The sequence below is a fragment of the Ruegeria sp. CH2 genome, from assembly GCF_056537065.1.
Genome location: NZ_JBQFQV010000001.1, coordinates 908,266 through 933,275 on the forward strand (window position 1 = coordinate 908,266; position 25,010 = coordinate 933,275).

The following is a 25,010-nucleotide window of genomic DNA, read 5'->3' on the forward strand; positions in this document are numbered from 1 at the left end:
AGCAAGCCTACCTGTTGCGCTTGGGATCGGGACCGCCTAGGTTGCTGACGAGGAGACCGGGAATGTCCAACAACCGTTTGTCATTCAAAGAAATGTGCGCCGAGTTTGACGTGACGCCGCGCACCCTGCGCTACTACGAATATATCGAGCTTTTGCAACCGGACCGCGAAGGGCGTTCGCGCTTTTACGGGCCCCGGGAATGCGCGCGGATGAAACTGATCATGCGCGGCCGAAAGTTTGGTTTTCCTCTAGAAGAGATTCGCCAATGGCTACTGATCTATGAAGATCAGGGAAACGAGGCCCAGATGGCCACCTTTGTCGAAATGGCGGACCGCCAGATGAGTGAGCTTCAGCAGCAGCGACAGCAACTGGATGAGGCAATGGACGAACTCAAAAGCCTGCGCGACCAAACGGCCAAGTCGCTGGAATAACCTTTTCCGATATTTCATAATCAAGCATTGCAGGTGGCAGAACCTGTCGAAACCGGTGCGCATCCCCTTCAAGGCACCCGTTTATTCATGCCGGAAATCAGTTGACGTAACGGTAACAAAATTACGCCGAAAGCCCCTTACGTGCACGGATGTTACGTCAACTTCAAAGTGACGCAGCGTCTGGATTACGTAAACGTCACTCACATGTTGTAAAGCACCCACCAACTGCGCAACTCATGTTTCATGACGCCAGTGACGAGAGTATGACGAATGACCGAAGATGTGATGACCATCCGCGAGATGTGCGAGACCTATGATGTCACACCACGCACCTTGCGGTTCTATGAGGCAAAGGAACTACTGTTCCCGATCCGCGAAGGCCAAAAACGTCTGTTCACCAAACGTGACCGGGCGCGGCTGAAGCTGATCCTGCGCGGCAAAAGATTCGGGTTCAGCCTCGAGGAAATTCGACAGCTGCTGGATCTCTACCATGTGGGCGATCAACAGGTCACCCAGATGAATCGCACTTATGAAATCGCGTGCGAGCGTCTGGCTGACATGGAATCGCGCCGCGAAGAGCTGACGCAGGCCATCGACGATCTGAAAGAGCAGTTGCGCTGGGGCGAGAAAGTCATCGCCTCGATGAAACAGGAAAAGAAGGCGGCCGAGTAACCTCGCCCTGCCTTCCGGACATATGAATTAAGGGAGCTTCACATGCCCGTTTACAACGCGCCAACCAAAGACATGCAGTTCATTCTGCACGATGTTCTGAAAGTCTCGCAGTCGGACATCCCCGGCTATGACGAACTGGAGCCCGAATTCACCGGCGCAGTTCTGGAAGAAGCAGGCAAGGTTGCCACCAACGTCCTGCATCCTTTGAACGTTGTTGGTGACACCGAAGGGTGCCGGTTGGAAAACGGCATTGTGTACACCCCTACCGGGTTCAAAGACGCCTTCGAGCAGATGAAGGAAGGTGGCTGGACTGGCCTCGACATGCCGGAAGAGTATGGTGGCCAGAACATGCCTTACGTGATCGGCACAGCTGTGGGTGAGATGTTCTCGGGCTCCAACCAGGCTTTCACCATGTATCAGGGCCTGACCCACGGCGCGGCCTCGGCCATTCTGGCGCACGGGACAGACGAGCAGAAGAACAAATACCTGCCCAACATGGTCAGCTGCGAATGGACCGGCACCATGAACCTGACCGAACCGCATTGTGGCACCGATCTGGGCCTGATGCGCACCAAAGCAGAACCGCAGGGTGACGGCAGCTACAAGATCTCCGGCCAGAAGATCTTTATCTCGGCTGGCGACCACGACATGGCAAACAACATCGTCCATCTGGTGCTGGCCAAGATCTCGGGTGGCCCCGAGGGCATCAAAGGCGTGTCGCTGTTCATTGTGCCCAAGTTCATTGTGAACGAAGACGGCAGCCTGGGCGAGCGCAACGGCGTATCGGTCGGCAAGATCGAAGAGAAAATGGGTATCCACGGCAACTCGACCTGCGTCATGAACTATGACGAAGCCACCGGCTGGCTGCTGGGCGAAGAGCACAAGGGCATGCGCGCCATGTTCACCATGATGAACGAAGCGCGTCTGGGGGTGGGCATGCAGGGCCTGTCGCAAGCCGAAGCGGCCTATCAGAATGCTCTGGAATACGCCAAGGACCGTTTGCAGGGTCGCGATGTGACCGGTGTCAAGAACCCGGATGGTCCGGCCGATCCTCTGATCGTGCATCCTGATATCCGTCGCAACCTGATGGATCAGAAAAGCTTTACCGAAGGCGCGCGCGCGTTCATCCTTTGGGGCGCGACCATGATCGACAAGGCGCACCGCGCGGGAGACAAGGATGCGGACGGGCTGATCTCGCTGCTGACCCCGGTCATCAAAGGGTTTCTGACCGACGAAGGCTACGACATGACCGTTCAGGCGCAGCAGGTCTATGGTGGCCATGGCTACATCGAAGAATGGGGCATGTCGCAATATACCCGCGACGCCCGCATCGCGATGATCTACGAAGGTGCAAATGGCGTTCAGGCGCTTGATCTTGTGGGTCGCAAGCTGGCGCAGGATGGCGGCAAGCACGTCATGGCGTTCTTCGAGATGGTCAAAACCTTCTGCAAGGAAAACGCGGGCCAGAACGAAGCATACGACAAGGCGTTCATCGAACCGCTGAAAGCCGCATCCAAGGATTTGCAGGCCGCTGGCATGTATTTCATGCAGGAAGGCATGAAGAACCCGAATAACGCATTGTCCGGTTCCTATGACTTTATGCACATGTTCGGCCATGTTTGCCTGGGCCTGATGTGGGCGCAAATGGCGAAAGCGGCTCAGGAAGCGCTGGATGGTGGAGCCTCGGACAAAGAATTCTACGAGACCAAGATTACCACCGGCCGTTTCTACATGGCCCGCCGCCTGCCCGCGACAGCGATGCATCTGGCGCGAATCCAGACCGGCGCGGACACGATAATGGCACTGGACGCGGCGAACTTCTGATCTCAGTCTGGGTCCGGGCAACACCGCCCGGACCCAGCTTACCGGAGGAGACCAAATGCCAAAACGTTTTCGCCTGACCCGCCGCTTTCCGGTTGCGATGACTGAAGATGGGTATCGCAAACTCAAGGCGTTCGCGCGTGATGCCGGTCTGGACGAAGGTGAGGCGCTGTCTTTCTTGTTCGAGAATTTCAACAGCGTGATTGATGAGGAGAACCTGACCCACCGCCTGCGCATCTTCAATTCCGAACTTGAGGCACGGAAGAGGTGAACTGCTGCGGAGAAAACTCAACGGCGACTTTAATTTGAATGCCGGACGCCTCCGGCGGGAGTATTTGTGAAAAGATGAAGCGGCGATGCGTCCCTGCCACCGGGCACACTCGCCATCAGGACAGGAACGACTTCACCTTTTGCGGTCATCGGCTCTCCAGCCTGTACCGCACGACCACTGAATACGAAGATGGTTGATGAAACGTTACCTACTGCCCTTCATCTTTTCAAAAATACTCAAATCCGGCCTAGCCACATGCGCCTTGGGAGGGGCGAGCACATGACCATCAAACTTCATTGCTTCGGAGAAAGTGGAAACAGCTACAAGGCTGCTTTGGCTCTGGAAATGTCCGGTTTGGAGTGGGAACCGGTCTTTGTCGATTTCTTCAAAGGTGTGACCCGCACGCCGGAATATCGTGCTGATGTAAACGAGTTGGGTGAAGCACCAGTTCTGGTCGATGGAGATTTTCACACCAGCCAATCCGGTGCGATTCAGGCCTATGTCACGGAGAAATCCGGCAAGTTCGGTGGCAAGGACCGGGAAGAAGACTACGATATTCTGCGTTGGGTTTTGTGGGACAATCACAAACTCAGCTCCATGGCTGGTTTGACGCGGTTCCTGATCAATTTCCTACCCGAGCAGCACCGCAACCCTGATGTCATTGCATTCAATAAAGGGCGTTTGAAGGCAGCTTATGAGATCCTGAACAACCACCTGGACGGCCGCGACTGGATCGTTGGTGATGGTGTGACCAACGCCGACCTTAGCTGCTGTGGTTATCTGTATTACCCTGAACCATTTGGCTTTGACCGTGCCGACTGGCCCCATATCGACGCCTGGCTGACCCGCTTGTCCGAACAGCCCGGCTGGAAACACCCCTATGACCTGATGCCCGGCAACCCGTCGGATCGAGCTTGAGGAGAAGACCCATGACCGAAGCCTATATCTATGACGCCCTGCGCACGCCGCGCGGCAAGGGCCGCAAGGATGGCAGCCTGCACGAGGTAACCTCGGTGCGCCTGTCCGCCCTGACCCTGAACGCGATGAAAGAGCGCAACAACCTGGAAGGTCACGCCGTCGAAGACGTGATCTGGGGAAACGTCACGCAAGTGATGGAGCAAGGCGGCTGTCTTGCGCGCTCGGCCGTTCTGGCATCCGACCTCGACCAGTCGATCCCGGGTCTCGCGATCAACCGTTTCTGCGCCTCGGGCATGGAGGCCGTAAACCTGGCCGCAAACCAGGTGAAAGGCGGCGCGGGCGATGCCTATATTGCGGGCGGTGTCGAGATGATGGGTCGCGTGGCCATGGGCAGCGACGGTGCAGCAATCGCTGTTGACCCCTCGCTGGCGATGGAGACCTATTTCGTGCCTCAGGGCATCTCGGCCGACATCATCGCGACCGAGTATGGCTTTACCCGTGATGACGCGGATGCGCTGGCGGTTGAATCGCAAAGACGTGCTGCGGAAGCCTGGGCCGACAACCGGTTCGAGAAATCCGTGATCACCGTCAAGGATCAGAACGGCCTGACCATTCTTGACCGCGACGAATACATGCGCCCCGGCACTGACATGCAGAGCCTCGGTGCGCTTAACCCGTCATTCGCTATGATGGGCGAACAGATGCCTGGCTTCGACAAGGTTGCGATGCTGAAATACCCCCATCTTGAGCGCGTGAACCACATCCACCACGCCGGCAACAGCTCGGGCATCGTGGACGGAGCCGCTGCTGTTCTGATCGGCAACAAGGAATTTGGCGAGAAATACGGCCTCAAGCCGCGTGCCCGCATCAAAGCAACCGCCAAGATTGGCACTGATCCGACCATCATGCTGACTGGCCCGGTTCCGGTGACTGAAAAGATTTTGGCCGACAATGGCATGAAGATCAGCGATTTGGACTTGTTTGAAGTGAACGAAGCTTTCGCCTCGGTCGTGCTGCGGTTCCAGCAGGCATTTGATGTCGATCCCGCACTGGTCAACGTCAACGGTGGCTCGATCGCGATGGGTCACCCGCTGGGTGCCACGGGTGCAATGATTATCGGCACGCTGCTGGATGAACTTGAGCGTCAGGACAAGGAAACCGGTCTGGCCACGCTTTGCATTGCATCTGGCATGGGTGCGGCAACCATTATCGAGCGTGTCTGATGCCCAAGCTGGATCTCTCTAAGATCCCGTTTCAGGGCGGCTCGGCCTATCCCGGCAAGCTGGCCGAAGCGACCACAGGTCGCTTTGCGCAGCGCGTGGGCGATGCGGGCGGGCTGACCCAATACGGGGTCAACATCGTGCGGCTGGATCCGCAGGGCCTGTCATCGCTGCGCCATTACCACATGAAGCAGGACGAGTTTGCCATCATCCTCAGCGGCTCGTGCACGCTGGTCGATGATGATGGCGAGCACGAGATGCAGCCCGGCGATTGCGCCGCCTGGCCCGCAGGTGAGGCCAACGGCCATCACCTTGTGAACAACACCGATGCGCCCATGACCTTTCTGGTGGTGGGCACACGGACCCCGACCGAGACCGGCTATTACAGCGACATGGACATGATGGTGAAGGTTGATGAGAACGGATTCTCCTTCACCCGCAAGGATGGCAGCCCGCTGACGGCTGACCAGATTGGAGATGACAATGACTGATTTCACTCTGAGCAAAGACGCAGACGGCGTCGCCACGATCACCTGGGACGTGCCCGGGAAGACCATGAACGTGATGTCCTTTGACGGGCTGGCAGAATTGAGCGATTGCATCGATCAGGCGCTGGCCGATGACGAGGTTAAAGGCATCGTCATCACCAGCGGCAAGGAGGGGTCCTTTGCTGGCGGCATGGACCTGAACCTGCTGGCCGTGATGAAAGAACAGGCCGGTGACGATCCCGCCAAGGGCCTGTTCGAAGGTACGATGCAGATGCATGCGCTGCTCCGTAAGATCGAGCTGGCGGGCATGGATCCCAAGACAAAGAAAGGCGGCAAGCCGATTGCTACCGTTCTGCCCGGGACCGCTGCGGGCATCGGTATGGAACTGCCCCTGTCTACCCATCGTATCTTTGCAGCCGAAAACCCAAAGGCAAAGTACGGCCTGCCCGAGATCATGGTCGGCATCTTCCCTGGCGCGGGCGGCACCACCCGTATGGTCCGCAAAGTTGGCGCCATTGCGGCGGCTCCGCTGTTGCTGGAAGGCAAAATGCTGGACGTCAAGAAAGCCAAGGGCGCAGGCTATATCGACGAAATCGCAGCCGATCCAGTGGCAGCAGCCAAGGAGTGGGTTCTGAGCGCCAAGGACGCCGATCTGGTCAAGCCTTGGGACGCGAAGGGTTATAAAATGCCCGGTGGCGCCCCTTATCATCCTGCGGGCTTCATGAACTTCGTTGGCGCGTCGGCGATGGTGAATGGCAAGACCCAAGGGGCCTTCCCGGCAGCCAAGGCTCTGCTGAGCGCGGTTTACGAAGGCGCTCTGGTCGATTTCGACACCGCGCTGAAAATCGAAGCGCGTTGGTTCACGTCTGTGCTGATGAACCCGTCGTCTGGTGCGATGATCCGATCGCTGTTCCTGAACAAGGAAGCACTGGAAAAAGGTGCCGTGCGTCCTGCAGGCGTTCCGGATCAGTCCGTCAAGAAGATCGGCGTTCTGGGCGCAGGCATGATGGGGGCTGGTATCGCTCTGGTATCGGCGCAGGCCGGTATGGAAGTGGTTCTGATCGACCGCGATCAGGAGGCTGCCGACAAAGGCAAAGCCTATTCCGAGACCTACCTGGACAAAGGCATGAAGCGCGGCAAGGTCACGGCTGAGAAAAAAGAGGCCATGCTGGGTCGCATCACCGCGACGCCGGATCTGGACAACCTGAAAGGGTGTGACCTGATCATCGAAGCGGTCTTTGAGGACATGGGCGTCAAGGCTGAGATGACCAAGAAGGTCGAGGCGATTATCCCCGAAGATTGCATCTTTGCATCGAACACATCGACCCTGCCGATCAGCGATCTGGCCAAAGCTTCGGTCCGGGCTGACCAATTCATCGGCATTCACTTCTTCTCACCGGTCGAAAAGATGTTCCTGGTCGAGATCATCAAGGGCAAGGAAACCGGGGATCGTGCAGTGGCCAAGGCGCTGGACTATGTGCGTCAGATCCGCAAGACCCCGATCGTGGTCAACGATGCGCGTTTCTTCTACGCAAACCGCTGCATCATTCCATACATTAACGAAGGTGCGCGCATGGTCACTGAAGGCGTCAGCCCCATTTTGATCGACAACGCCGCGCGGCAATTGGGTTTCCCGGTCGGCCCGATCCAGCTGACCGACGAAACCTCGATTGATCTGGGTGCCAAGATCGCCCGCGCGACAAAGGCGGCGATGGGCGATGCCTATCCGGAAAGCCCCTCGGACGATCTGATCTTCTGGATGGAGGAACAGGGCCGTCTGGGTCGCAAGGCAAATGCCGGATTCTTCGACTATGACGAGAAGGGCAAGCGCGTCGAATACTGGAAGGGCCTGCAAGAGAAGTATCCGCTTGCCGATGACCAGCCTGACCTGATCGAAGTGCAGGAACGTCTGATGTTTGCTCAGGTTCTGGAAGCCGTCCGCGCACTGGAAGAGGGTGTTCTGGAAGACATCCGCGAGGGCGATGTCGGTGCAATTCTGGGCTGGGGCTTTGCCCCGTGGTCGGGTGGTCCGTTCAGCTGGCTGGACATCATCGGCACACCCTATGCGGCTGAACGTTGTGATCAATTGGCCGAGACATACGGTGAACGCTTTGCCTGCCCGCCACTGCTGCGCGAGATGGCAGAAAAAGGTCAGAGCTTCTACGGTCGCTTCAACCCCGAAGCAAAGGCCGCTTAATCCAATGATGCGGGCGCATGTCACCATGCGCCCGCATCGTTCTTGTCAGTGTTTGGTTAGATCTGCCATTCGGGCCGCAGGAACAGAACCGGCGCGCTTGGGCGTCCCGGTCGACCCGGTCGCCTGACCCCAAATGGCGGGCGGATCGGAAATATCGGTTCCTGGGGAATGGGTGCAGGCAGCGCACCCAATGGGTTGGCAAGAGCCGACATATCGCCCCTGCTTATAAGAGAATGGATCAGGTCGGAGGCGACCTCTACGGTCGCGACTTCATACCGTGTTCCTGTCGTTGCGCCACGCATATTGAAGCGACCGGACGGGCAATAAGCCTGCAATCCGCCTTCGACAAAGATCACCTGATCATCATCAAAAAACAGGGAAAACACTTCAAAAGACGACCCCGGCGCCTGTGACGTCAGGCGACCGGCACCGTTCAGCAAACGCGCGGGCACCACCGAAGGCGCATCGGCCGTGGAATTGATCCGGGACAGGTTCAGCGCCATGCCCTGTTCGGGCATCAACCAGACAGGTCGCCCGTTATATGCGGCGCGGGCAGGCACGAGGACCGGCAGGAATTCGACCCGGCGTTCATCGGCCGGAATGACGACAACGCTTATCGAGATGCGCCGCACCTCTTTGAACCCGTGATCGAGGGTTCGAACCAGATCACCTACCGTGATCCGTTCGACCGGCTTCCACCCGGCAGTCGTGGCGATCTTGGTGCCGTGCAAAAACCCGCCACGGCGCGCATTTACCGCCTGTTTTTTGTTGGTTCGATCAACTTCTGGCAGCTGATCCAGATTAACAGAAATACTTGTTACTTCGGACACGTGCCTTACCCCCTTTTGGCACAAAACATTTATGCCAATGAGCTAACACCAAAAATCCAGCCCGTCACATTCCAGACATATTTGCGCCCAATTTTGACCAATTCCGCGTAATTGCCGATGGTTTTCGTGGACACTCCAGGACTCTCATCCGACATTTTTGCCATTTCTGAAACGAATGCCATTTGTCGATCCACCGAATCCACAGCGTTTCACCGGATACGGAAGTAACGAAACGATGTGGCTTAGGCGTGCATACGACCCAATAGCGTCAGGCTACTTTTTGCTGTTCAGAGGATCGGCTGGCGCGCCACCCCAGCAACAAGCCCGCTGCCGCAATCATAAGGATGCCCGAAATCTGAAAGGCGCCAATGGTTTGTCCAAAGGCCACAAATGCGAAGAGCGGGCCGAAGATCATGACAGAATACTCGAACACCGCCACATAAGACGGCTCGCCCACTTGATATGCCTTGATCAGCATGAAAACCGCGATTGTTGAACCGACAGCCTGAGTAACCAACCACGGTATGGCAGGCCCCATATCCCAGACCCACCCACGCGTAACAAACCCCTCGGCACCGTCTGCCGTAACAACCGGCGCGATTGTCAGGAACGTGACCCCCAACGCCCCGGCCAGACCCATTGTTATGACCATGACAGCCAGCATGGCCACAGTGCTTTCCTGCGAACAATGCGTACGCGTTAGGATCGAACTGAAGGCATAGAAAAACCCCGCGGCCACAGGCACCAACGTGCGCAGGTCGAAATCGCTGGGGTTTGGCTGCAACACCAGAAGGATGCCGGTAAATCCAATCAGCACGGCCAGTATACGCCACGGCCCTATCGATTGTCTGAGCACCAGAGAGGAGATCAACAGCACAAAAATCGGTGATGTGAACAACCCTGCCAGCGCCTGTGCAATTGGCATCATGGCAAGGGATGCAAAATAAAAGAACATTGCTGTGGTGATCAGAACGCTGCGCAATATAACAGGTCCCCATCGCACAGGCCGCAGCCTGCCCAGCCCCAGAAACGACAGGCCGACGATCAGCGGCAGCATCAAAAGCGCACGGGTCATATGAAACTGCCACAGCCCGACGGTTTCTGCCAACAAGATCACAACATTGTCGATAACGCCGACAATTGCCATCGCACTGACCATCAGGGCCGAAGCCAGCACAGCAGAAGATGAGGAATGCGCCTGCATGAAGTCGTGTCCGGATTGTGATCTTGGACCGACAGTCTCGATCCTTTCGGGTATCCAGCACAATTCGCAATGACTGCGCAACAGGTTTGCGCCCTGCGATTTCACCATGCTAAGCTGCAGCAAAACAAATTCGAGCAGACCCACCCAGATGACGGCCCTGAAACAGTACCAGCGGATCGAAGCCACCGGTCTGTGGCGCCCCTCGCCCGATGAACAGCGGCGCGAGGTTGTGGTGTCTATCGGTGAAGCCACCCTGACCATTTCCGATTTCAATGACAGGGCGCTGACCCACTGGTCGCTGGCGGCACTTGAACGCCAGAACCCTGGCTCCTTTCCGGCCATTTTCAACCCGGACGGTGATCCGGATGAAACGCTTGAGCTGGCCGAATCCGAAACCACGATGCTTGAAGCGATCGACCGATTGCAGCGCGCTATTGATCGGTCCCGCCCCCACCCGGGGCGTTTGCGCTGGCTGAGTGTCGGAGGCGTCGTGGCCGCTGTGCTGGCCCTGTTGCTGTTCTGGCTGCCGGGTGCACTGCAAAACCACGTTGTCTCGGTCGTGCCCCAGGTCAAGCGGCAAGAGATCGGCGATATGATCCTGCATCGGATCGAGCGCGTCTCGGGCCAGGCCTGTACGTCGCGGGATGCACGGGATTCACTGGAACTATTGGCCCGGCGCACGGGCGTACGGCAGATCATCATTCTGCCAGCAGGCGTTCAGGACAGCCTCAGCCTGCCTGGCGGCACGGTCCTGCTAAGCCGTGCTTTGGTAGAAGATTACGAAGATCCTGCCGTTGCAGCGGGCTATGTGATTGCGGAACGGGCGCGGGCCGCGCATTGGGACCCGCTGGATGACCTTCTGGACAGAACCGGCGCGACCTCGGCCTTTAGGCTGCTGACAACCGGTGGGCTGACGCCCGAGATTATCGACACATATACCGAGCAGGTCCTGTCACAGCCTCGTCCGGCCATTTCTGACGACGACTTGCTGGCGATGTTCTCGCAAAGCGCGCTTCCCTCAACCCCCTACGCCTATGCCCGTGATGTGACCGGCGAAACCGTTCTTGGCCTGATCGAAGCGGATCCGATGGCGGGAAGGGTACTGGAACAGGTGCTGCCGGACCGTGACTGGGTCCGGCTACAGAATATTTGCGGCGAATAAACCGGATCACTTGGTTCCGAACATCCGGTCACCGGCATCCCCCAGACCGGGCATGATGTAACCTTTCGAGTTCAACTCGCGGTCCAGCGCTGCCGTGACGATACGAACGTCAGGGTGTGCTTCCTTCATCCGCGCGACACCTTCGGGTGCCGCCAACAGGCACAGAAAGCGAATATCCGTCGCCCCGGCCTGTTTCAGCAGGTCAATGGCCGCGGCCGAGCTGTTACCAGTCGCCAGCATCGGATCCACCGCAATGACCAAACGGTCCTTCAGGCTTTCGGGGGCCTTGAAATAATACTGTACGGGTTTCAGCGTTTCTTCGTCGCGATACAGCCCCACGAAACCGACGCGTGCCGAAGGTACAAGTTCCAGCACCCCGTCCAGCATCCCGTTTCCGGCGCGAAGGATCGACACCAGCGCCATTTTCTTACCCGCCAGTATGGGGGCGTCCATTTCTTCCATCGGCGTTTCGATATTTCGCGTTGTAAGGGGAATGTCGCGCGTGACCTCGTAAGCCAGAAGCAATGTGATCTCGCGCAGCAACTGCCGGAATCCGGCGGTCGAGGTGCCCTTGTCCCGCATGAGCGTCAGCTTGTGTTGCACCAGCGGGTGATCAACGACGGTCAGGTGTTCGCTCATGTGTTCTCCAATCTTTTCTTGACCCGCGCGCGGGTGTCATCATCACAGAAGGCCGCGTTCAGGGCCATCTCATTCAATGCCGCAAAATCCCCGGCCTCCCAGCCGAACGCCGCGTTCAACATCTCATATTCCCGCCGCATGGTCGTGTGAAAAAACGGAGGATCGTCGGTGGAAATCGTAACCTTTACGCCCGCATCGCGCAGTTTCGCGATGGGGTGGGCGGCAAAATCTGGGAAAAGACCCAGAACCACATTCGAACCCGGACACACCTCAAGCGTGACATCCCGGTCAACCAGTTCACGAACAAGTTCAAGGTCTTCGATGGCGCGGACGCCGTGCCCGATACGCTCAACCCCCAGATCGCGCACAGCGTCGCGCACACTGTCAGGACCGCCAAACTCACCCGCATGCGTGGTCAGGCGCAGCCCGGCTTCGCGGGCACATTCGAAAGACCATTTGAAGTCACCCTGCGTGCCAATGGATTCGTTGCCGCCCATGCCAAAACCGGTGATCCAGTTTCCGGCGGTCTCGGCCGCACAATGGGCACTCCGCCTGGCTTGTTCGGGGCCAAAATGGCGGACACAGGTAACGACACCGCGCAAGGTGATATCGAATTTACGCTCGGCTTCGTCCGCCGCATCCTGAATGGCATTCAGATAATCCCGCCACGCATGCAGGTCGCCACCGCCGCAAAAATCAGGGCTGAGGAAGGTCTCGGAATAAACCACGCCATTTTCAGCGCTTTCCTCAAGAATGGCCAATGTGAGCCTTCGGAAGTCTTCGGGCGTTTTCAGAACTTCGCAAGCGGCTTCGTACACGCTCAGGAAATGCGCGAAATCACGAAAATCATAAGATCCGTCTGGCTTGAAGATACCGCTCAGGTCAACGCGTTTTTCGTGGGCAAGCTGGCGGATGAAGGCCGGAGGTGCCGCGCCTTCGTGGTGAAGATGCAGTTCAATTTTGGGCAGGTCTGCAACGCTCATAAAAAGTTCCTTCCCGGCCCTTGCGCCGGAATGTTCAGATGGTGGGCAATGCTGGCCGCAATATCGGTAAAATCTACTTGCCCGATTTGTCCGGTACCCTGTCCCGCAATCAGAACCGGAACCTGTTCACGGGTGTGATCTGTTCCGGTCCAGCTTGGGTCATTGCCATGATCAGCTGTTAACAGCAACAGATCGCCTGGTCGAAGTTTCTTCAGTATATCCCCGATCTCGCGGTCAAACCATTCCAACGCTCGGGCATAGCCGCTGATGTCGCGGCGATGCCCATAAAGGCTGTCAAATTCGACAAAGTTGGCGAAGGTCAGACTGCCCTCTTCCGCCTCGCCCACAAGATCAGACAGGTGCTGCATCAGCTGGGCATCCGACCCTTTGCGCAGCGTGTCGATCCCCTGCATCGAGAAGATGTCGCCGATCTTGCCCACTGCATGAACCCGTCGCCCTGCATCCTGCACCCAGTTGGTCAGCACCGGTGCCGGGGGCAGAATGGCGAAATCCTTGCGATTGGTCGTCCGTTCGAACCCCGTCTCAGGCGTTCCGACAAAGGGGCGCGCGATGACACGCCCCACTTTCATCTTGTGCAATCGCGGAGCAAGCGCGCGGCACATGTCCAGCAACCGTTCCAGCCCAAAGCTTTCCTCATGGGCCGCGATCTGAAACACACTGTCAGCGGATGTGTAGCAGATCGGCCAACCGGTGCGCATATGTTCGGCACCCAGTTCGGCTATGATCGCTGTCCCGGACGCGTGGCAGTCACCAAGAATGCCTTCGGTCCCAGCAGCTTCGGCTGCCGCGCGACTCAGTTCCGCTGGAAAAGCCGGAACCGTGTTTGGAAAGTAATGCCAATCCCAAGGCACCGGCAGGCCCGCCAGTTCCCAGTGGCCCGAGGGCGTGTCCTTACCCGGCGAATGCTCACGCGCGTAGCCCCATAGTCCAGCAGGTTCGGCATCGAGGCCCGGAGTGGCGTCTCCAGACGCCAGCCGCACAGCCGCGCCCAAACCCAGCGCGTCCAGGTTAGGCAGGTGCAACGGGCCGGTGCGCCCCTCTTCTGCACGGCCCTCCGCACAAGCTTGGGCGATATGGGCCAGCGTGTTTGCCCCGGTATCCGGGACATCACCGTTGAAAAACTGATCTGCGTCGGGTGCCCCACCTATTCCAACAGAATCCATAACCACAAAGAATGCACGGCTCATACGCTGATCCTTTCGTGGATCAGATCAGGAAGCTTTGGAACTGTATCGCTGATCGTCATCGCGCTCAGCACAGTGTCCGCCGCGCGCCGTGCGGCGTCTTCCCGTGCAGCGTGGACCACGGCAATGGGTGAACCTTTTGAAACACGATCCCCCAGCCTGAGGATGTTGGATATTCCTACGGCCGGATCGATCTCATCGCTTTCGACCTGACGGCCGCCACCCAGCGCGACGACCGCAAGGCCCAGAGCCTCTCCGTCGATGGCGGAGATGTAACCGTTTTCGGGGGCAGGAACCTCCTGAATAACGCTCGCCTCAGGTAGGAAACGGGTCCAGGTATCGACAAATTTCACAGGACCACCAACCGCTGCCATCATGCGGCCAAACCGTTCGGCAGCGCGACCGTCACGGACGATCCTGGCGATCTGCTCGCGCCCCTCCTCGACCGAGTTGCATATGCCTGCATCAGCCAGCAGGACGCCGCCCAACTCGGCAGAAATGTCCACCAGTGGCGAAGCGTCAGGACCGGTCAGAACCTTCATCACTTCCGCGACCTCCAGTGCATTACCCAGCGCCGGGGCCAAAGGCTGGTTCATGTCCGTGATCACCGCCGAAGTCCGGCACCCGGCCGCGTTCGCTGTCTCGGTCAATGCTGTGGCCAGCTTACGGGCATCCTCAATTGTTTTCATAAAGGCACCGCTGCCGACCTTGACGTCAAGAACCAACGCATCCGGGCTGGCCGCCAGCTTTTTGGACAGGATCGACGCTGTGATCAAATCCAGACTTTCGACTGTTGCCGTTACATCCCGCACTGCATAAAGCCGCTTGTCCGCCGGTGCAATCTGGCCCGTCGCGCCAACGATGGCCGCGCCCGTTTCGCGCAATATCTGCGCAAGTCGGTCCTGACTGATCTGAGTGCTGACACCCGGAATCGCCTCGAGCTTGTCCAATGTTCCACCCGTGTGCCCCAAACCCCGACCCGAGATCATCGGCACATACGCACCACATTCCGCCAGCGCCGGAGCCAGCACAAGGCTGACGCAGTCCCCGACCCCACCGGTCGAGTGCTTGTCGATCACCGGCCCGTCCACATCCCAACCGAGAACATCGCCGCTATCGCGCATCGCAATCGTCAAGTCCGCACGCCCCTGAGGACCCAGCCCGCCCATACAGACGGCCATGGCAAACGCCCCGGCCTGCGCATCGCTGACGCTGCCGTCTGCCAACCCTTGCGCGAACCAGATCAGCTCGTTGCGGCCTGGAACTTCGTGCCTGCGCAGTTTGGCTATGATTGAACGGGCGTCCATGCGTTCAGACATCCTCCATGTGCGACGCGTCGAACGCACCCGGCAGCAAATCTCCGATGGTTGTCTCAAACTCCGCACCATCGACGGTTGCCAGAGTGACCTTTACATCGCGCTTGCCAAACTCGGCCAGCTTCTGACGGCACCCACCGCAAGGCGGCACAGGCTGAGGGCTGGAGGCAACCACGTAGACTTCGGTCAGTTCCTGCTCGCCCGCGGCCACCATTGCGGCAATTGCCCCTGCTTCCGCGCAGGTGCCCTCGGGATAGGCCACATTCTCGACGTTGCACCCGGAAAAGACATGACCCGACGAAGACCGAAGCGCTGCGCCAACTTTGAAGTTCGAATATGGCGCGTAGGCGTTTTCCCGGACAGACAAGGCAGCGTCTTTCAGCGACATGGCGATTCCCCATTTTTTGATCATCTGGTCAGAAATTTGCACGCTAACGTATTAAGGCGGGGAATTTGAAGCCCCCGACCCATGTTTTTCGCTTAACCCAGCGTTGTGTTGAAGGTACCGGGTAAGGTGACTTCCAACAATTCGATATTGTCTGTTGGGTCGGACAGCCGTGTGCGCATCCCAGGTGGGATGACGAAAGCATCCCCTTGCTCCAGCCGGTAGGGCTCACGCCCCTCTCCTTCCAGGGTGACCTCGCCGCCCATCACAAAGGTAAAGTGAATGTCGGTGTCATGGCTGGCCCATTCCGGATCCCCCGACCCTTTGCGCACAACCTGCACCCCAGCGACACCCTTGGTGTTCTCGGCAATCGTGGTGTCGCGGCAGATGTACCCCGGCAGGCGGAAGGGCATCCACTCGGCACCCTTGGCCTGATTATAGACAAAGCGTTGCCCCTGCCATTCGCGGTCCGGGCGGATGTGCGGAGTGGGAAGTGTCATGTCATGGTCGATTTCCGTGATATGCTCAGCCGGCACACCGATCTCGATAACCTGAACATTATCAGAAGCTTCGAGAACACGGTGCCGGATTTCCGGTGGTTGAATAAAGCAGTCCCCCGCTGTCAGACGCATTTTCTCGCCCTGATCCTCATAGACCACATCCACCCAGCCATGGATGCAAAAGATCAACTGAAACCCGACCTTGTGAAAATGCACCATGTCCGGAACCGGCCCACCATCGGGAATGCGGATATGGCTGGCAATAATCGACCCACCCAACCGATCCGGCACCAGATCGCGATAGTGCATCCCGGCCCGGCCAATGATCCAGGGGGCCTGATCCTTGAGCCTGCGCACGACAAAGGAATGCACGGTCTCTGGCATCACCAGTGGCGGATTTCGTTCTTCAATTTCGATTCGGGTGCCATTCGGGGCTACAAGAACGCGTTCACCACCCGCGAAATCAGACGGATCATCCGTCAGGATACGCAATGTTCCCGGACTTTCCGGTGCGTCTTTTTCAATGCGCAACCGCACGCCATGCCCCGAAAACACCGCGACGCGCGGATCGTCAGCGGGATAAATCATGTCCATCTTCATCCCCAGTTTTTTTGTGTAAAAAGGGATGTCGTCGCGAATTTCCTGTGTGGGCAGGCGAATTTCAGCGTGCGTTTTCGCCAGATCGGATGTCTTGGTCATCAGTATTCTCTTCGAATTGCAACTTTGGCTATCCGATCAGAACAGACGCCAAAGGCCAATCGAAAAGAACATCTCCGGCATTTCTTCCATAACGAAGAAGCGCATTTCAATAATCACAGGTAAAACTCCGCCGTTCAGCGCGGTGAACTCGACCAAATCTGGGTGATGACAACCGCCCAACACCACTGCAACCAACATCCAACCTACTGATCCCTCGTTCGTTACCAGCCGGGTCATCAGTTCTGAATGTCACAACGGCCTTGCCAGAGTGATCTTGGTCGTCACAATGTGAAAAGGCGAAAATGAACTCAGACAATATCAATCCGGTTTCACGGTTGCGACATCACGGCAGAGTTACGTAGCGTAGCCAAGTCCAAATAAATAGTTTAAGGCTAAATCAAATTCTCAATGGGAGCTGAATCGCCGATGTCTGACACCCCCAGCCTGCGACAAGCTGCGCTCGAATATCATGAATTTCCCAAACCCGGAAAGCTTGAGATCAAGGCCACCAAGCCGATGGCCAACGGTCGCGATTTGGCCCGCGCCTATTCGCCCGGCGTGGCCGAGGCCAGCCTTGAAATCAAGGCCGATGCAGCCAATGCCGAGCGGTATACAGCGCGCGGCAACCTTGTTGCTGTGGTGTCAAACGGCACCGCCGTGCTTGGCCTGGGGAATATCGGGGCACTCGCGTCGAAGCCGGTTATGGAAGGCAAGGCCGTTCTGTTCAAGAAGTTTGCGGGCATCGACTGTTTCGATATCGAGGTCGATCAGCCCGATCCCGAAAAGCTGGCGGATATCGTCTGTGCCCTTGAACCGACATTTGGCGCCATTAACCTGGAAGACATCAAGGCCCCCGATTGCTTCATCGTCGAAAAGCTCTGCCGTGAACGTATGAACATCCCGGTTTTCCATGATGACCAGCACGGAACTGCCATTGTGGTCGGGGCTGCGGCCAAGAATGCGCTACATGTGGCCGGAAAGTCTTTTGAGGACATCAAGGTCGTGTCAACCGGTGGCGGGGCCGCCGGGATCGCGTGCCTGACCATGCTGGTCAAGCTGGGCGTGAAACGTGAAAACATTTGGCTGTGCGACATTCACGGGCTTGTCTACGAAGGACGGGCCGAGGACATGAACCCGCACAAGTCACAGTTCGAGCAGAAGTCGGACTTGCGGACGCTGGACGATGTGATCGGTGGGGCTGACCTGTTTTTAGGTCTCAGCGGACCAAATGTTCTGAAGCCTGACATGGTCCGGAAAATGGCAAGCCGCCCGATCATCTTCGCCCTGGCCAACCCGACGCCGGAAATCCTGCCAGAGGATGCCCGCGCGGTTGCACCAGACGCAATCATCGCCACGGGTCGCAGCGATTTTCCCAATCAAGTCAACAACGTGTTGTGTTTTCCGTTTATCTTCAGGGGTGCATTGGACGTCGGAGCGACAGAGATCAACGACGCGATGCAGATTGCCTGCGTGGATGGTATCGCTGAGATGGCGCGCGCAACCACAAGCGCCGAAGCCGCGGCTGCCTATAAGGGCGAGCAACTGACCTTTGGCCCGGATTACCTGATCCCGAAACCATTTGACCCGCGTCTTGTGGGCGTGGTGTCATCGGCGGTCGCCAAAGCCGCCATGGAAAGCGGTGTTGCAAAACGCCCTATCGACGACTTTGACGCCTATAAGGAAAAGCTCAACCAGACTGTCTTCAAGTCTGCCCTTCTGATGCGTCCTGTGTTCGAGGCTGCGGCCGTCGCATCCCGTCGCATCGTTTTTGCAGAGGGTGAAGATGAAAGGGTTCTGAGAGCCGCGCAGGCCATTCTCGAAGAGACGACGGAAACGCCAATTCTGATCGGGCGACCCGATGTGATCGAAACCCGGTGTGAAAAGCTGGGGCTGACCATTCGTCCGGGCAAGGACTGTCAGATCGTCAACCCGGAAAACGACCCGCGCTATTACGATTATTGGACTTCCTACCACCAGATCATGCAGCGCCGCGGTGTTACACCGGATCTGGCCAAAGCGATCATGCGCACCAACACAACGGCCATTGGCGCGATCATGGTGCATCGTGGCGAAGCGGACAGCATGATCTGCGGCACATTTGGTGAATTCCGCTGGCACCTGAATTATGTCGAACAGGTGTTGGACGACAACAAACTGCGCCCGCATGGTGCCTTGTCCCTGATGATCCTGGAAGATGGCCCCCTGTTCATTGCCGACACGCATGTCCGGCAATTGCCGTCGCCGGAAGAACTGGCAGAAACCACCATTGGTGCTGCGCGACATGTTCGCCGGTTCGGGATCGAGCCCAAGATCGCCTTCTGTTCGCAGTCGCAATTTGGCAATCAGGCTGAAGGATCAGGCAAACGGCTGCGGGCGGCGCTGGAAATCCTTGATCGGCAGCCGCGCGATTTTGTCTACGAAGGCGAAATGAATCTGGATGCGGCTTTGGATGCAGACCTGCGGGCGCGTATCTTCCCAGCGTCGCGACTAGAGGGGGCGGCCAACGTTCTGATATTCGCCCACGCAGATGCTGCCAGTGGCGTACGCAATATTCTGAAGATGAAGGCGGACGGGATTGAAGTTGGCCCGATCCTGATGGGCATGGGCAACAAGGCCCATATTGTTACTCCATCCATCACCGCGCGCGGTCTGCTGAACATGGCGGCGATTGCAGGAACACCCGTGGCGCATTACGGTTAACCGGGGGCAGCCTTGCTGGCGCCCCTGCCAACAGGGGGGGGGAAGCGCATGAAAGGACATTGCCACTGCAACGCCGTGCATTGGGAAAGCGATGCCCAAGCCGCGTGGAGCTGTTATTGCCACTGTTCAGATTGCAGGCGAAACTGCGCCGCGCCGGTCACGGCTTTTTTCGGGCTGCCGCATGAGGCGGTCAGATGGTTGGGTCAGGCACCAAAGATCTATCGCTCATCGGAAGGGGTTGAACGTCTGTTTTGCGGCAACTGCGGAACCCAGATGGCCTATCGCACAGCGCGCGATACGGTGAACATTCATCTTTACACCGCAACGCTGGACAACCCGGAGACCCTGCCGCCACAGTTTCACGTGTTCCACGCCGACCACCTGCCCTGGCTGAACCTTCAGGACAAGCTGCCACGTTACGCCAAAACGGCTGGTTGAGCTGATTCTCGGAACGGCACAATATTTGCACGCAATGGTTTGCAATTTTGCAAAACTTTCTATTGCTGCGACAAAAACTGTGCTTCAACTGTAATTTTGCAAAAATTTGCAAGTCATATTCCGCTGATCTGCAAATTTTTTGCGGTAAACTGACGCGTCGTCACGCGTCGCGCTTGCCCGGATGTTTTCAGCGACCTAACACAATGTCCAAGCCGTTGTGAGGAGGACAAGATGGCGTATCAGGACGTTTATGACAGCTGGAAATCCGACCCCGAAGCGTTCTGGATGAACGCTGCAAAAGGGATCGATTGGGTCAAGGCCCCCAGCAAAGCACTGTTCGACGACAATGCGCCCTTGTACGAATGGTTCAGCGACGCGCGGGTCAATACCTGTTGGAATGCCGTAGACCGTCATGTGGAAAACGGGCGCGGTGAACAAACCGCCATCATCTATGACAGTCCCATCACCCACACCAAGCGCGAGATATCCTATGTCGAGCTTCGCAACCGCGTGGCCACTCTGGCCGGCGCGCTGCGCGCAAAGGGTGTCGAAAAAGGTGACCGTGTCATTATCTACATGCCGATGATCCCTGAAGCGCTTGAGGCGATGCTGGCCTGTGCCCGCCTCGGCGCCGTGCATTCGGTCGTGTTCGGCGGGTTTGCCAGTAACGAACTGGCCGTGCGCATCGACGACGCCAAACCCAAAGCAATCATCGCCGCGTCCTGTGGGATGGAACCCGGTCGCGTGGTACACTATAAGCCCCTGCTTGACGGTGCGATCGAGCTGGCCAACCACAAACCTGATTTTTGTGTGATCTTCCAGCGGGAACAAGAGGTCGCCCAGTTGATTGAAGGGCGCGATTTCAACTGGCACGGTTTCCAATACGGTGTCGAACCGGCTGAATGCGTGCCGGTTGATGGCAATGACCCGGCTTATATCCTTTACACCTCTGGCACTACGGGTGCACCCAAAGGGGTCGTGCGCCCCACTGCCGGACACCTTGTGGCACTGAACTGGACGATGAAGAATGTCTATAACGTCGATCCGGGCGACGTGTTCTGGGCAGCCTCCGATGTGGGCTGGGTCGTGGGGCACTCCTATATCTGCTACGCGCCCCTGATCCACGGAAACACCACAATTGTGTTCGAGGGCAAGCCAGTCGGCACCCCGGATGCTGGCACCTTCTGGCGCGTGATCTCGGAACATAAGGTCAAAAGCTTCTTCACCGCACCTACGGCCATCCGCGCCGTCAAACGAGAAGACCCCAAAGGCGAATTGATTGGCAAATACGATCTGTCTCATCTACAGGCCCTCTATCTGGCAGGCGAACGCGCCGACCCTGACACAATTATCTGGGCACAAAACGCGCTGAAGGTTCCGGTGATCGACCATTGGTGGCAAACCGAAACCGGCTGGGCCATTGCCGGGAACCCGCTGGGTATCGAAGAGCTTCCGGTCAAGCTGGGCTCGCCCGCAAAACCGATGCCGGGTTATGACGTGCAAATTCTGGATGAAGGCGGTCACCCGATGAAGGCCGGTGAACTGGGTGCCATCGCGGTTAAATTGCCCCTGCCCCCAGGCACCTTGCCAACACTGTGGAATGCCGAAGCACGGTTCAAGAAATCTTATCTTGAACACTTCCCCGGATATTACGAAACCGGCGATGCCGGGATGATTGACGAAGACGGGTACCTCTACATCATGGCGCGCACCGATGACGTCATCAACGTTGCCGGCCATCGCTTGTCGACGGGCGGGATGGAAGAAGTGCTGGCTGCCCACCCCGATGTGGCTGAATGCGCGGTGATCGGAGTTTCGGACCAGCTGAAGGGGCAGATGCCGGTCGGCTTCCTGTGCCTGAATGCTGGTGCCACACGGGATCATGGCGATGTGGTTCAGGAAGTCGTCAAAATGGTTCGGGAGAAAATCGGGCCGGTGGCCGCCTTCAAACTGGCTGTTGTCGTCGACAGGTTACCCAAGACCCGTTCCGGTAAGATCCTGCGTGGTACGATGGTGTCGATTGCAGACGGTCAGGACTACAAAATGCCTGCAACAATTGATGATCCTGCCATCCTTGATGAGATCAAAGAAGCGTTGCAGACAATTGGTTACGCCAAGTAACCATCGGGTGGCACAGGCCGCCCATGTCATGTCCGCCCTTGCAACCTGAATCTGGGCCCCTACTGTCGCTGTAAGACAGTGAGGGCCCATGACACATACCGATATCTGGCGTCTCAGCGCCACAGAGCTGACCACCTTGACCCGACGCGGCGATCTGAGCGCGACCGAGGCGGTTCAGGCCTCGATTGATCGCATGGACGCGGTGAACCCCGCGCTGAACGCGGTCGTCGAAGACTTGCGCACCGAGGCCCTGGAACGCGCGCAGTCGCTAGATGCTGCACGGGGGCGTGGTCAGCCGACCGGCCCGCTGCATGGTGTTCCGGTAACAATCAAGGTGAATGTCGATCAGAAAGGCCACGCCACCACCAACGGTGTCATTGCGCTGAAGGACGTAATCGCTCCGGATGACGCGCCGGTGGTCAGCAACTTGCAAAAAGCGGGGGCCATTGTGATCGGGCGAACGAATACGCCCGAGTTTTCCTTCAGGGCCGACACCGACAACCCCCTGCATGGGCGCACGTTCAACCCGTGGGGACGGCACATTTCACCCGGGGGATCATCCGGTGGCGCTGCTGCCGCCGTGATGGCAGGTGTCGGTGCGCTGGCCCATGGCAACGATATTGGCGGCAGCCTGCGCTTTCCGGCAGCCGCCATCGGAGCGGTTACGGTGAAACCGGGGTTGGGACGCGTTCCCGCGTGGAACCCAAGTCAGAAGGCCGAACGCGGATTGCTGGCGCAATCAATGTCGGTTCAGGGCCTGATCACTCGGTCGGCTGCGGATCTACACCTGTCCATGCCCAGCCTGATCGCCACCGATGCGCGGGATCCGTTCCACGTACCAATGCCCTGGCGCGGTGAGCGTTTTGACCAGCCGATCAAGGTGGCATTCACCAAGAACACCTTCGGCTATGCGCTGCACCCCGAGGTCGAAAAAGCCCTCGACACTGCGCGCGATGCGCTGGTCGATGCAGGGTACGACGTTGAAGAGGTCGATCCACCCGATGTCTTTGAATGTGGCCGGATCGGGTACCGGACCTTGATGGGCGAAGTGCTGACCCTGATGAAATCTGACATTGAAGCCGCTGGTTCCAAAACCATCCGCGACATCTTTGACGTCTACTTTCAGGAATTCCCGCCCATCGTTGAAACAGAATTGGTCCGGATGCTGGCCAAGCGCAGCTATTATGCCCGTGAATGGTCCCTGTTTATGCAGGACTACCCGCTGGTCTTGTCCCCTTTCCTGCCACAGCCATTTTTCAAACCCGACCGGGACACCGAAGGCGCGGAAGGCGTGCATGATGTTCTGGGATGCGCTGTCTATTCCTATGCGATGAACTTTCTGGGACTGCCTGCAGCCTGCGTTCCGTCACGATTGGCCAACCTTCCCAAAGGGCCTCAACCTATCAATGTACAGATCGCGGCACAGCGCTGGCGCGAGGATTTGGCCGTGGATGCCGCCGCCGCGATAGAAGCTCGCGTGGGACAGATGTGTTTCCCGCTTTGGGATCACATGTAACAAAAAATAGACCCCGGGTCATTGTGCCCGGGGTCCAGCTGCTAAAATAAGCCCGGATTTCTGATGACGAGCGTAGCACCACCCACCCTCGCCAGCGCAAAATCTGCGCAACCATTCGAAAACACCGTTTAGGTGGCCACTCACTCCCACCTTGGCGTGTTCTCCGGACAAGTTCACATTAGCCAATCATTAAGGGAATTCCTGTGAACTGCTTCACACAGGCGTGAGAAAAATTTGGGGATGGCCTATTTTACGTGAATTGTTCGGATATTAGACGTTCTTCCAACCCATGGCCGGGGTCGAAAAGGATACGGTGCGCAATGGCTGGTTCCGACCTGATCTCAACCCAGTCGATATCCGGGAAAGAAACGGAATCGGCGGCCACGATGACCGGGCGCTTGTCAGCTTCGACCACATCGAACCTGACTTTCGCCATTTTCGGCAACAAGGCACCACGCCACCGCCGTGGGCGAAACGCTGCGATGGGTGTCAGGGCCAGAACGTCAGCACCAATCGGAACAATCGGCCCATGCGCGGAATAGTTATAGGCGGTCGATCCCGCAGGCGTGGCAAGCAATGCCCCGTCACAGACCAGTTCGGCCATGCGTACCCGGCCGTCTACGCTGATCTTGAGCCTTGCTGCCTGAGGACCGGCGCGTAGCAATGACACTTCGTTGATCGCCAGCGCCTCGTGCAGTTTTCCAGATTGGTCCATCGCTTGCATGGCCAACGGGTTGATAACCTCTTCCTCGGCATCCTCCAGCCGCGCCATCAGATCGTCTTCGTGATACTCATTCATCAGAAAGCCGATCGTGCCGCGATTCATCCCGTAAACCGGAGTATCGAGATGCTGCACATTGTACAAAGTGTGCAACATGAAGCCGTCGCCGCCCAATGCAACCACTACATCTGCGTCCCGAGGTGCCACATTACCATATTTGGTCACCAGGGTGTCACGCGCTGTTTGCGCCACTTTGACCTCACTGGCGAGAAAGGCGATTCTCTTTTTCATGTTTTGTGGTTTCCGGTGTTGCACATTTGGTTCCGAAACAAACATACCTTTCCCCAATAGGCCAGTCTTGACGCCGCAGCAGGCCAAATCGTCGCTTTAAGCCTTTTGCGAATGTGGCGTTTCCGATAGGAAATCCGCAAGATTTATACCCAGCCATGTGGAGCGCCAATGAACGCCAATCTTCGTGACACCGGATTTTTCACCCAGTCCTTGTCGGACCGCGATCCTGAGCTTTTTGGCTCGATCCGGTCTGAGCTGGGTCGTCAGCGCGACGAGATCGAG

The 25,010-nt window shown here is 57.7% G+C and carries 23 protein-coding genes; 13 read left to right on the top strand and 10 right to left on the bottom strand.

Features of this window, described 5'->3' with window-relative positions:
- Positions 1-62 precede the first annotated feature (62 nt).
- From ACR0M9_RS04520 to ACR0M9_RS04555, 8 genes are all read left to right on the top strand, one after another.
- Positions 63-431, top strand: coding sequence for a MerR family transcriptional regulator (locus tag ACR0M9_RS04520; RefSeq protein WP_480485170.1), 369 nt, complete (start codon positions 63-65; stop codon positions 429-431).
- A 270-nt stretch (positions 432-701) separates the two neighbouring features.
- Positions 702-1,103 (top strand): MerR family transcriptional regulator, encoded by a 402-nt coding sequence (locus ACR0M9_RS04525; RefSeq protein WP_209503256.1) that lies wholly within the window; start codon positions 702-704, stop codon positions 1,101-1,103.
- A 42-nt stretch (positions 1,104-1,145) separates the two neighbouring features.
- Positions 1,146-2,927 carry an acyl-CoA dehydrogenase C-terminal domain-containing protein gene (locus ACR0M9_RS04530; RefSeq protein WP_480772929.1) on the top strand — a complete coding sequence of 594 codons (1,782 nt, stop codon included), beginning with the start codon at positions 1,146-1,148 and terminating at the stop codon, positions 2,925-2,927.
- A gap of 55 nt (positions 2,928-2,982) precedes the next feature.
- On the top strand, positions 2,983-3,195 hold the full coding sequence (locus ACR0M9_RS04535) for a hypothetical protein (RefSeq protein ID WP_209503252.1): 213 nt from the start codon (positions 2,983-2,985) through the stop codon (positions 3,193-3,195).
- A gap of 279 nt (positions 3,196-3,474) precedes the next feature.
- A complete protein-coding gene (locus ACR0M9_RS04540) occupies positions 3,475-4,113 on the top strand; it encodes a glutathione S-transferase family protein (protein ID WP_480484256.1) in 639 nt (212 codons plus the stop codon).
- Positions 4,114-4,124: 11 nt separating this feature from the next.
- Positions 4,125-5,336 carry an acetyl-CoA C-acetyltransferase gene (locus ACR0M9_RS04545; RefSeq protein WP_267364658.1) on the top strand — a complete coding sequence of 404 codons (1,212 nt, stop codon included), beginning with the start codon at positions 4,125-4,127 and terminating at the stop codon, positions 5,334-5,336.
- The gene (locus ACR0M9_RS04550) at positions 5,336-5,824 is read left to right on the top strand and encodes a cupin domain-containing protein (RefSeq protein ID WP_480546468.1); all 489 of its coding nucleotides are present in this window, start codon (positions 5,336-5,338) and stop codon (positions 5,822-5,824) included. Before ACR0M9_RS04545 ends, ACR0M9_RS04550 begins: the two co-directional genes overlap by 1 nt.
- Positions 5,817-8,018 carry a 3-hydroxyacyl-CoA dehydrogenase NAD-binding domain-containing protein gene (locus ACR0M9_RS04555; protein ID WP_480772930.1) on the top strand — a complete coding sequence of 734 codons (2,202 nt, stop codon included), beginning with the start codon at positions 5,817-5,819 and terminating at the stop codon, positions 8,016-8,018. Before ACR0M9_RS04550 ends, ACR0M9_RS04555 begins: the two co-directional genes overlap by 8 nt.
- A 56-nt stretch (positions 8,019-8,074) precedes the next feature.
- Here ACR0M9_RS04555 and ACR0M9_RS04560 read toward each other — a convergent pair whose 3' ends face one another.
- Positions 8,075-8,848 carry a Hint domain-containing protein gene (locus ACR0M9_RS04560; RefSeq protein WP_480772931.1) on the bottom strand — a complete coding sequence of 258 codons (774 nt, stop codon included), beginning with the start codon at positions 8,846-8,848 and terminating at the stop codon, positions 8,075-8,077.
- Positions 8,849-9,116: 268 nt separating this feature from the next.
- Positions 9,117-10,052 carry a DMT family transporter gene (locus ACR0M9_RS04565; RefSeq protein ID WP_480772932.1) on the bottom strand — a complete coding sequence of 312 codons (936 nt, stop codon included), beginning with the start codon at positions 10,050-10,052 and terminating at the stop codon, positions 9,117-9,119.
- Positions 10,053-10,200: 148 nt separating this feature from the next.
- Here ACR0M9_RS04565 and ACR0M9_RS04570 point away from each other — a divergent pair, with 148 nt between their 5' ends.
- Positions 10,201-11,214 (top strand): hypothetical protein, encoded by a 1,014-nt coding sequence (locus ACR0M9_RS04570; RefSeq protein WP_480772933.1) that lies wholly within the window; start codon positions 10,201-10,203, stop codon positions 11,212-11,214.
- Between the two features lie 6 nt (positions 11,215-11,220).
- On the opposite strand, the gene upp is transcribed toward ACR0M9_RS04570, so the two are convergent.
- From upp to ACR0M9_RS04605, 7 genes are all read right to left on the bottom strand, one after another.
- Positions 11,221-11,853: a uracil phosphoribosyltransferase gene (gene upp / locus ACR0M9_RS04575; protein WP_480484262.1), complete on the bottom strand. Its 633-nt coding sequence runs from the start codon at positions 11,851-11,853 to the stop codon at positions 11,221-11,223.
- Complete coding sequence (locus tag ACR0M9_RS04580) at positions 11,850-12,836, bottom strand: adenosine deaminase (RefSeq protein WP_480504516.1); 987 nt, start codon at positions 12,834-12,836, stop codon at positions 11,850-11,852. The genes upp and ACR0M9_RS04580 overlap by 4 nt, the downstream gene beginning before the upstream one ends.
- On the bottom strand, positions 12,833-14,044 hold the full coding sequence (locus ACR0M9_RS04585) for a phosphopentomutase (protein WP_480772934.1): 1,212 nt from the start codon (positions 14,042-14,044) through the stop codon (positions 12,833-12,835). The genes ACR0M9_RS04580 and ACR0M9_RS04585 overlap by 4 nt, the downstream gene beginning before the upstream one ends.
- Positions 14,041-15,348, bottom strand: coding sequence for a thymidine phosphorylase (locus ACR0M9_RS04590; protein WP_480772935.1), 1,308 nt, complete (start codon positions 15,346-15,348; stop codon positions 14,041-14,043). Before ACR0M9_RS04590 ends, ACR0M9_RS04585 begins: the two co-directional genes overlap by 4 nt.
- A gap of 4 nt (positions 15,349-15,352) precedes the next feature.
- Entirely contained in the window at positions 15,353-15,745 is a 393-nt protein-coding gene (locus ACR0M9_RS04595) for a cytidine deaminase (RefSeq protein ID WP_267365809.1), read from the bottom strand.
- A 92-nt stretch (positions 15,746-15,837) separates the two neighbouring features.
- Positions 15,838-16,941, bottom strand: coding sequence for a cupin domain-containing protein (locus tag ACR0M9_RS04600; protein ID WP_480772936.1), 1,104 nt, complete (start codon positions 16,939-16,941; stop codon positions 15,838-15,840).
- A 36-nt stretch (positions 16,942-16,977) separates the two neighbouring features.
- Entirely contained in the window at positions 16,978-17,178 is a 201-nt protein-coding gene (locus ACR0M9_RS04605) for a hypothetical protein (RefSeq protein WP_480772937.1), read from the bottom strand.
- Positions 17,179-17,367: 189 nt separating this feature from the next.
- Here ACR0M9_RS04605 and ACR0M9_RS04610 point away from each other — a divergent pair, with 189 nt between their 5' ends.
- The 4 genes from ACR0M9_RS04610 (at position 17,368) to ACR0M9_RS04625 (ending at position 23,716) form a co-directional block, all read left to right on the top strand.
- Positions 17,368-19,641 carry an NADP-dependent malic enzyme gene (locus ACR0M9_RS04610; protein WP_480485160.1) on the top strand — a complete coding sequence of 758 codons (2,274 nt, stop codon included), beginning with the start codon at positions 17,368-17,370 and terminating at the stop codon, positions 19,639-19,641.
- A gap of 48 nt (positions 19,642-19,689) precedes the next feature.
- Positions 19,690-20,079, top strand: a complete 390-nt coding sequence (locus ACR0M9_RS04615; RefSeq protein WP_480484268.1) for a GFA family protein — start codon at positions 19,690-19,692, stop codon at positions 20,077-20,079.
- Between the two features lie 231 nt (positions 20,080-20,310).
- Entirely contained in the window at positions 20,311-22,200 is a 1,890-nt protein-coding gene (gene prpE, locus ACR0M9_RS04620; protein ID WP_480772938.1) for a propionate-CoA ligase PrpE, read from the top strand.
- Between the two features lie 88 nt (positions 22,201-22,288).
- Positions 22,289-23,716, top strand: a complete 1,428-nt coding sequence (locus tag ACR0M9_RS04625; RefSeq protein ID WP_480484270.1) for an amidase family protein — start codon at positions 22,289-22,291, stop codon at positions 23,714-23,716.
- A gap of 250 nt (positions 23,717-23,966) precedes the next feature.
- On the opposite strand, the gene ACR0M9_RS04630 is transcribed toward ACR0M9_RS04625, so the two are convergent.
- Positions 23,967-24,773, bottom strand: coding sequence for an NAD kinase (locus ACR0M9_RS04630; RefSeq protein ID WP_480484271.1), 807 nt, complete (start codon positions 24,771-24,773; stop codon positions 23,967-23,969).
- Positions 24,774-25,010: the final 237 nt, after the last annotated feature.

What these genes read in the sequence shown, in the direction of transcription:
- ACR0M9_RS04570 (WP_480772933.1), top strand. Translation starts at nt 10,201, where the DNA reads ATGACGGCCCTGAAACAGTACCAGCGGATCGAAGCCACCGGTCTGTGG.
- ACR0M9_RS04520 (WP_480485170.1), top strand. Translation starts at nt 63, where the DNA reads ATGTCCAACAACCGTTTGTCATTCAAAGAAATGTGCGCCGAGTTTGAC.
- ACR0M9_RS04615 (WP_480484268.1), top strand. Translation starts at nt 19,690, where the DNA reads ATGAAAGGACATTGCCACTGCAACGCCGTGCATTGGGAAAGCGATGCC.
- ACR0M9_RS04625 (WP_480484270.1), top strand. Translation starts at nt 22,289, where the DNA reads ATGACACATACCGATATCTGGCGTCTCAGCGCCACAGAGCTGACCACC.
- prpE (WP_480772938.1), top strand. Translation starts at nt 20,311, where the DNA reads ATGGCGTATCAGGACGTTTATGACAGCTGGAAATCCGACCCCGAAGCG.
- ACR0M9_RS04580 (WP_480504516.1), bottom strand. Translation starts at nt 12,836, where the DNA reads ATGAGCGTTGCAGACCTGCCCAAAATTGAACTGCATCTTCACCACGAA.
- ACR0M9_RS04550 (WP_480546468.1), top strand. Translation starts at nt 5,336, where the DNA reads ATGCCCAAGCTGGATCTCTCTAAGATCCCGTTTCAGGGCGGCTCGGCC.
- ACR0M9_RS04585 (WP_480772934.1), bottom strand. Translation starts at nt 14,044, where the DNA reads ATGAGCCGTGCATTCTTTGTGGTTATGGATTCTGTTGGAATAGGTGGG.
- ACR0M9_RS04565 (WP_480772932.1), bottom strand. Translation starts at nt 10,052, where the DNA reads ATGCAGGCGCATTCCTCATCTTCTGCTGTGCTGGCTTCGGCCCTGATG.
- ACR0M9_RS04525 (WP_209503256.1), top strand. Translation starts at nt 702, where the DNA reads ATGACCGAAGATGTGATGACCATCCGCGAGATGTGCGAGACCTATGAT.
- ACR0M9_RS04555 (WP_480772930.1), top strand. Translation starts at nt 5,817, where the DNA reads ATGACTGATTTCACTCTGAGCAAAGACGCAGACGGCGTCGCCACGATC.
- ACR0M9_RS04535 (WP_209503252.1), top strand. Translation starts at nt 2,983, where the DNA reads ATGCCAAAACGTTTTCGCCTGACCCGCCGCTTTCCGGTTGCGATGACT.
- ACR0M9_RS04600 (WP_480772936.1), bottom strand. Translation starts at nt 16,941, where the DNA reads ATGACCAAGACATCCGATCTGGCGAAAACGCACGCTGAAATTCGCCTG.
- upp (WP_480484262.1), bottom strand. Translation starts at nt 11,853, where the DNA reads ATGAGCGAACACCTGACCGTCGTTGATCACCCGCTGGTGCAACACAAG.
- ACR0M9_RS04595 (WP_267365809.1), bottom strand. Translation starts at nt 15,745, where the DNA reads ATGTCGCTGAAAGACGCTGCCTTGTCTGTCCGGGAAAACGCCTACGCG.
- ACR0M9_RS04605 (WP_480772937.1), bottom strand. Translation starts at nt 17,178, where the DNA reads ATGACCCGGCTGGTAACGAACGAGGGATCAGTAGGTTGGATGTTGGTT.
- ACR0M9_RS04610 (WP_480485160.1), top strand. Translation starts at nt 17,368, where the DNA reads ATGTCTGACACCCCCAGCCTGCGACAAGCTGCGCTCGAATATCATGAA.
- ACR0M9_RS04540 (WP_480484256.1), top strand. Translation starts at nt 3,475, where the DNA reads ATGACCATCAAACTTCATTGCTTCGGAGAAAGTGGAAACAGCTACAAG.
- ACR0M9_RS04630 (WP_480484271.1), bottom strand. Translation starts at nt 24,773, where the DNA reads ATGTTTGTTTCGGAACCAAATGTGCAACACCGGAAACCACAAAACATG.
- ACR0M9_RS04530 (WP_480772929.1), top strand. Translation starts at nt 1,146, where the DNA reads ATGCCCGTTTACAACGCGCCAACCAAAGACATGCAGTTCATTCTGCAC.
- ACR0M9_RS04545 (WP_267364658.1), top strand. Translation starts at nt 4,125, where the DNA reads ATGACCGAAGCCTATATCTATGACGCCCTGCGCACGCCGCGCGGCAAG.
- ACR0M9_RS04590 (WP_480772935.1), bottom strand. Translation starts at nt 15,348, where the DNA reads ATGGACGCCCGTTCAATCATAGCCAAACTGCGCAGGCACGAAGTTCCA.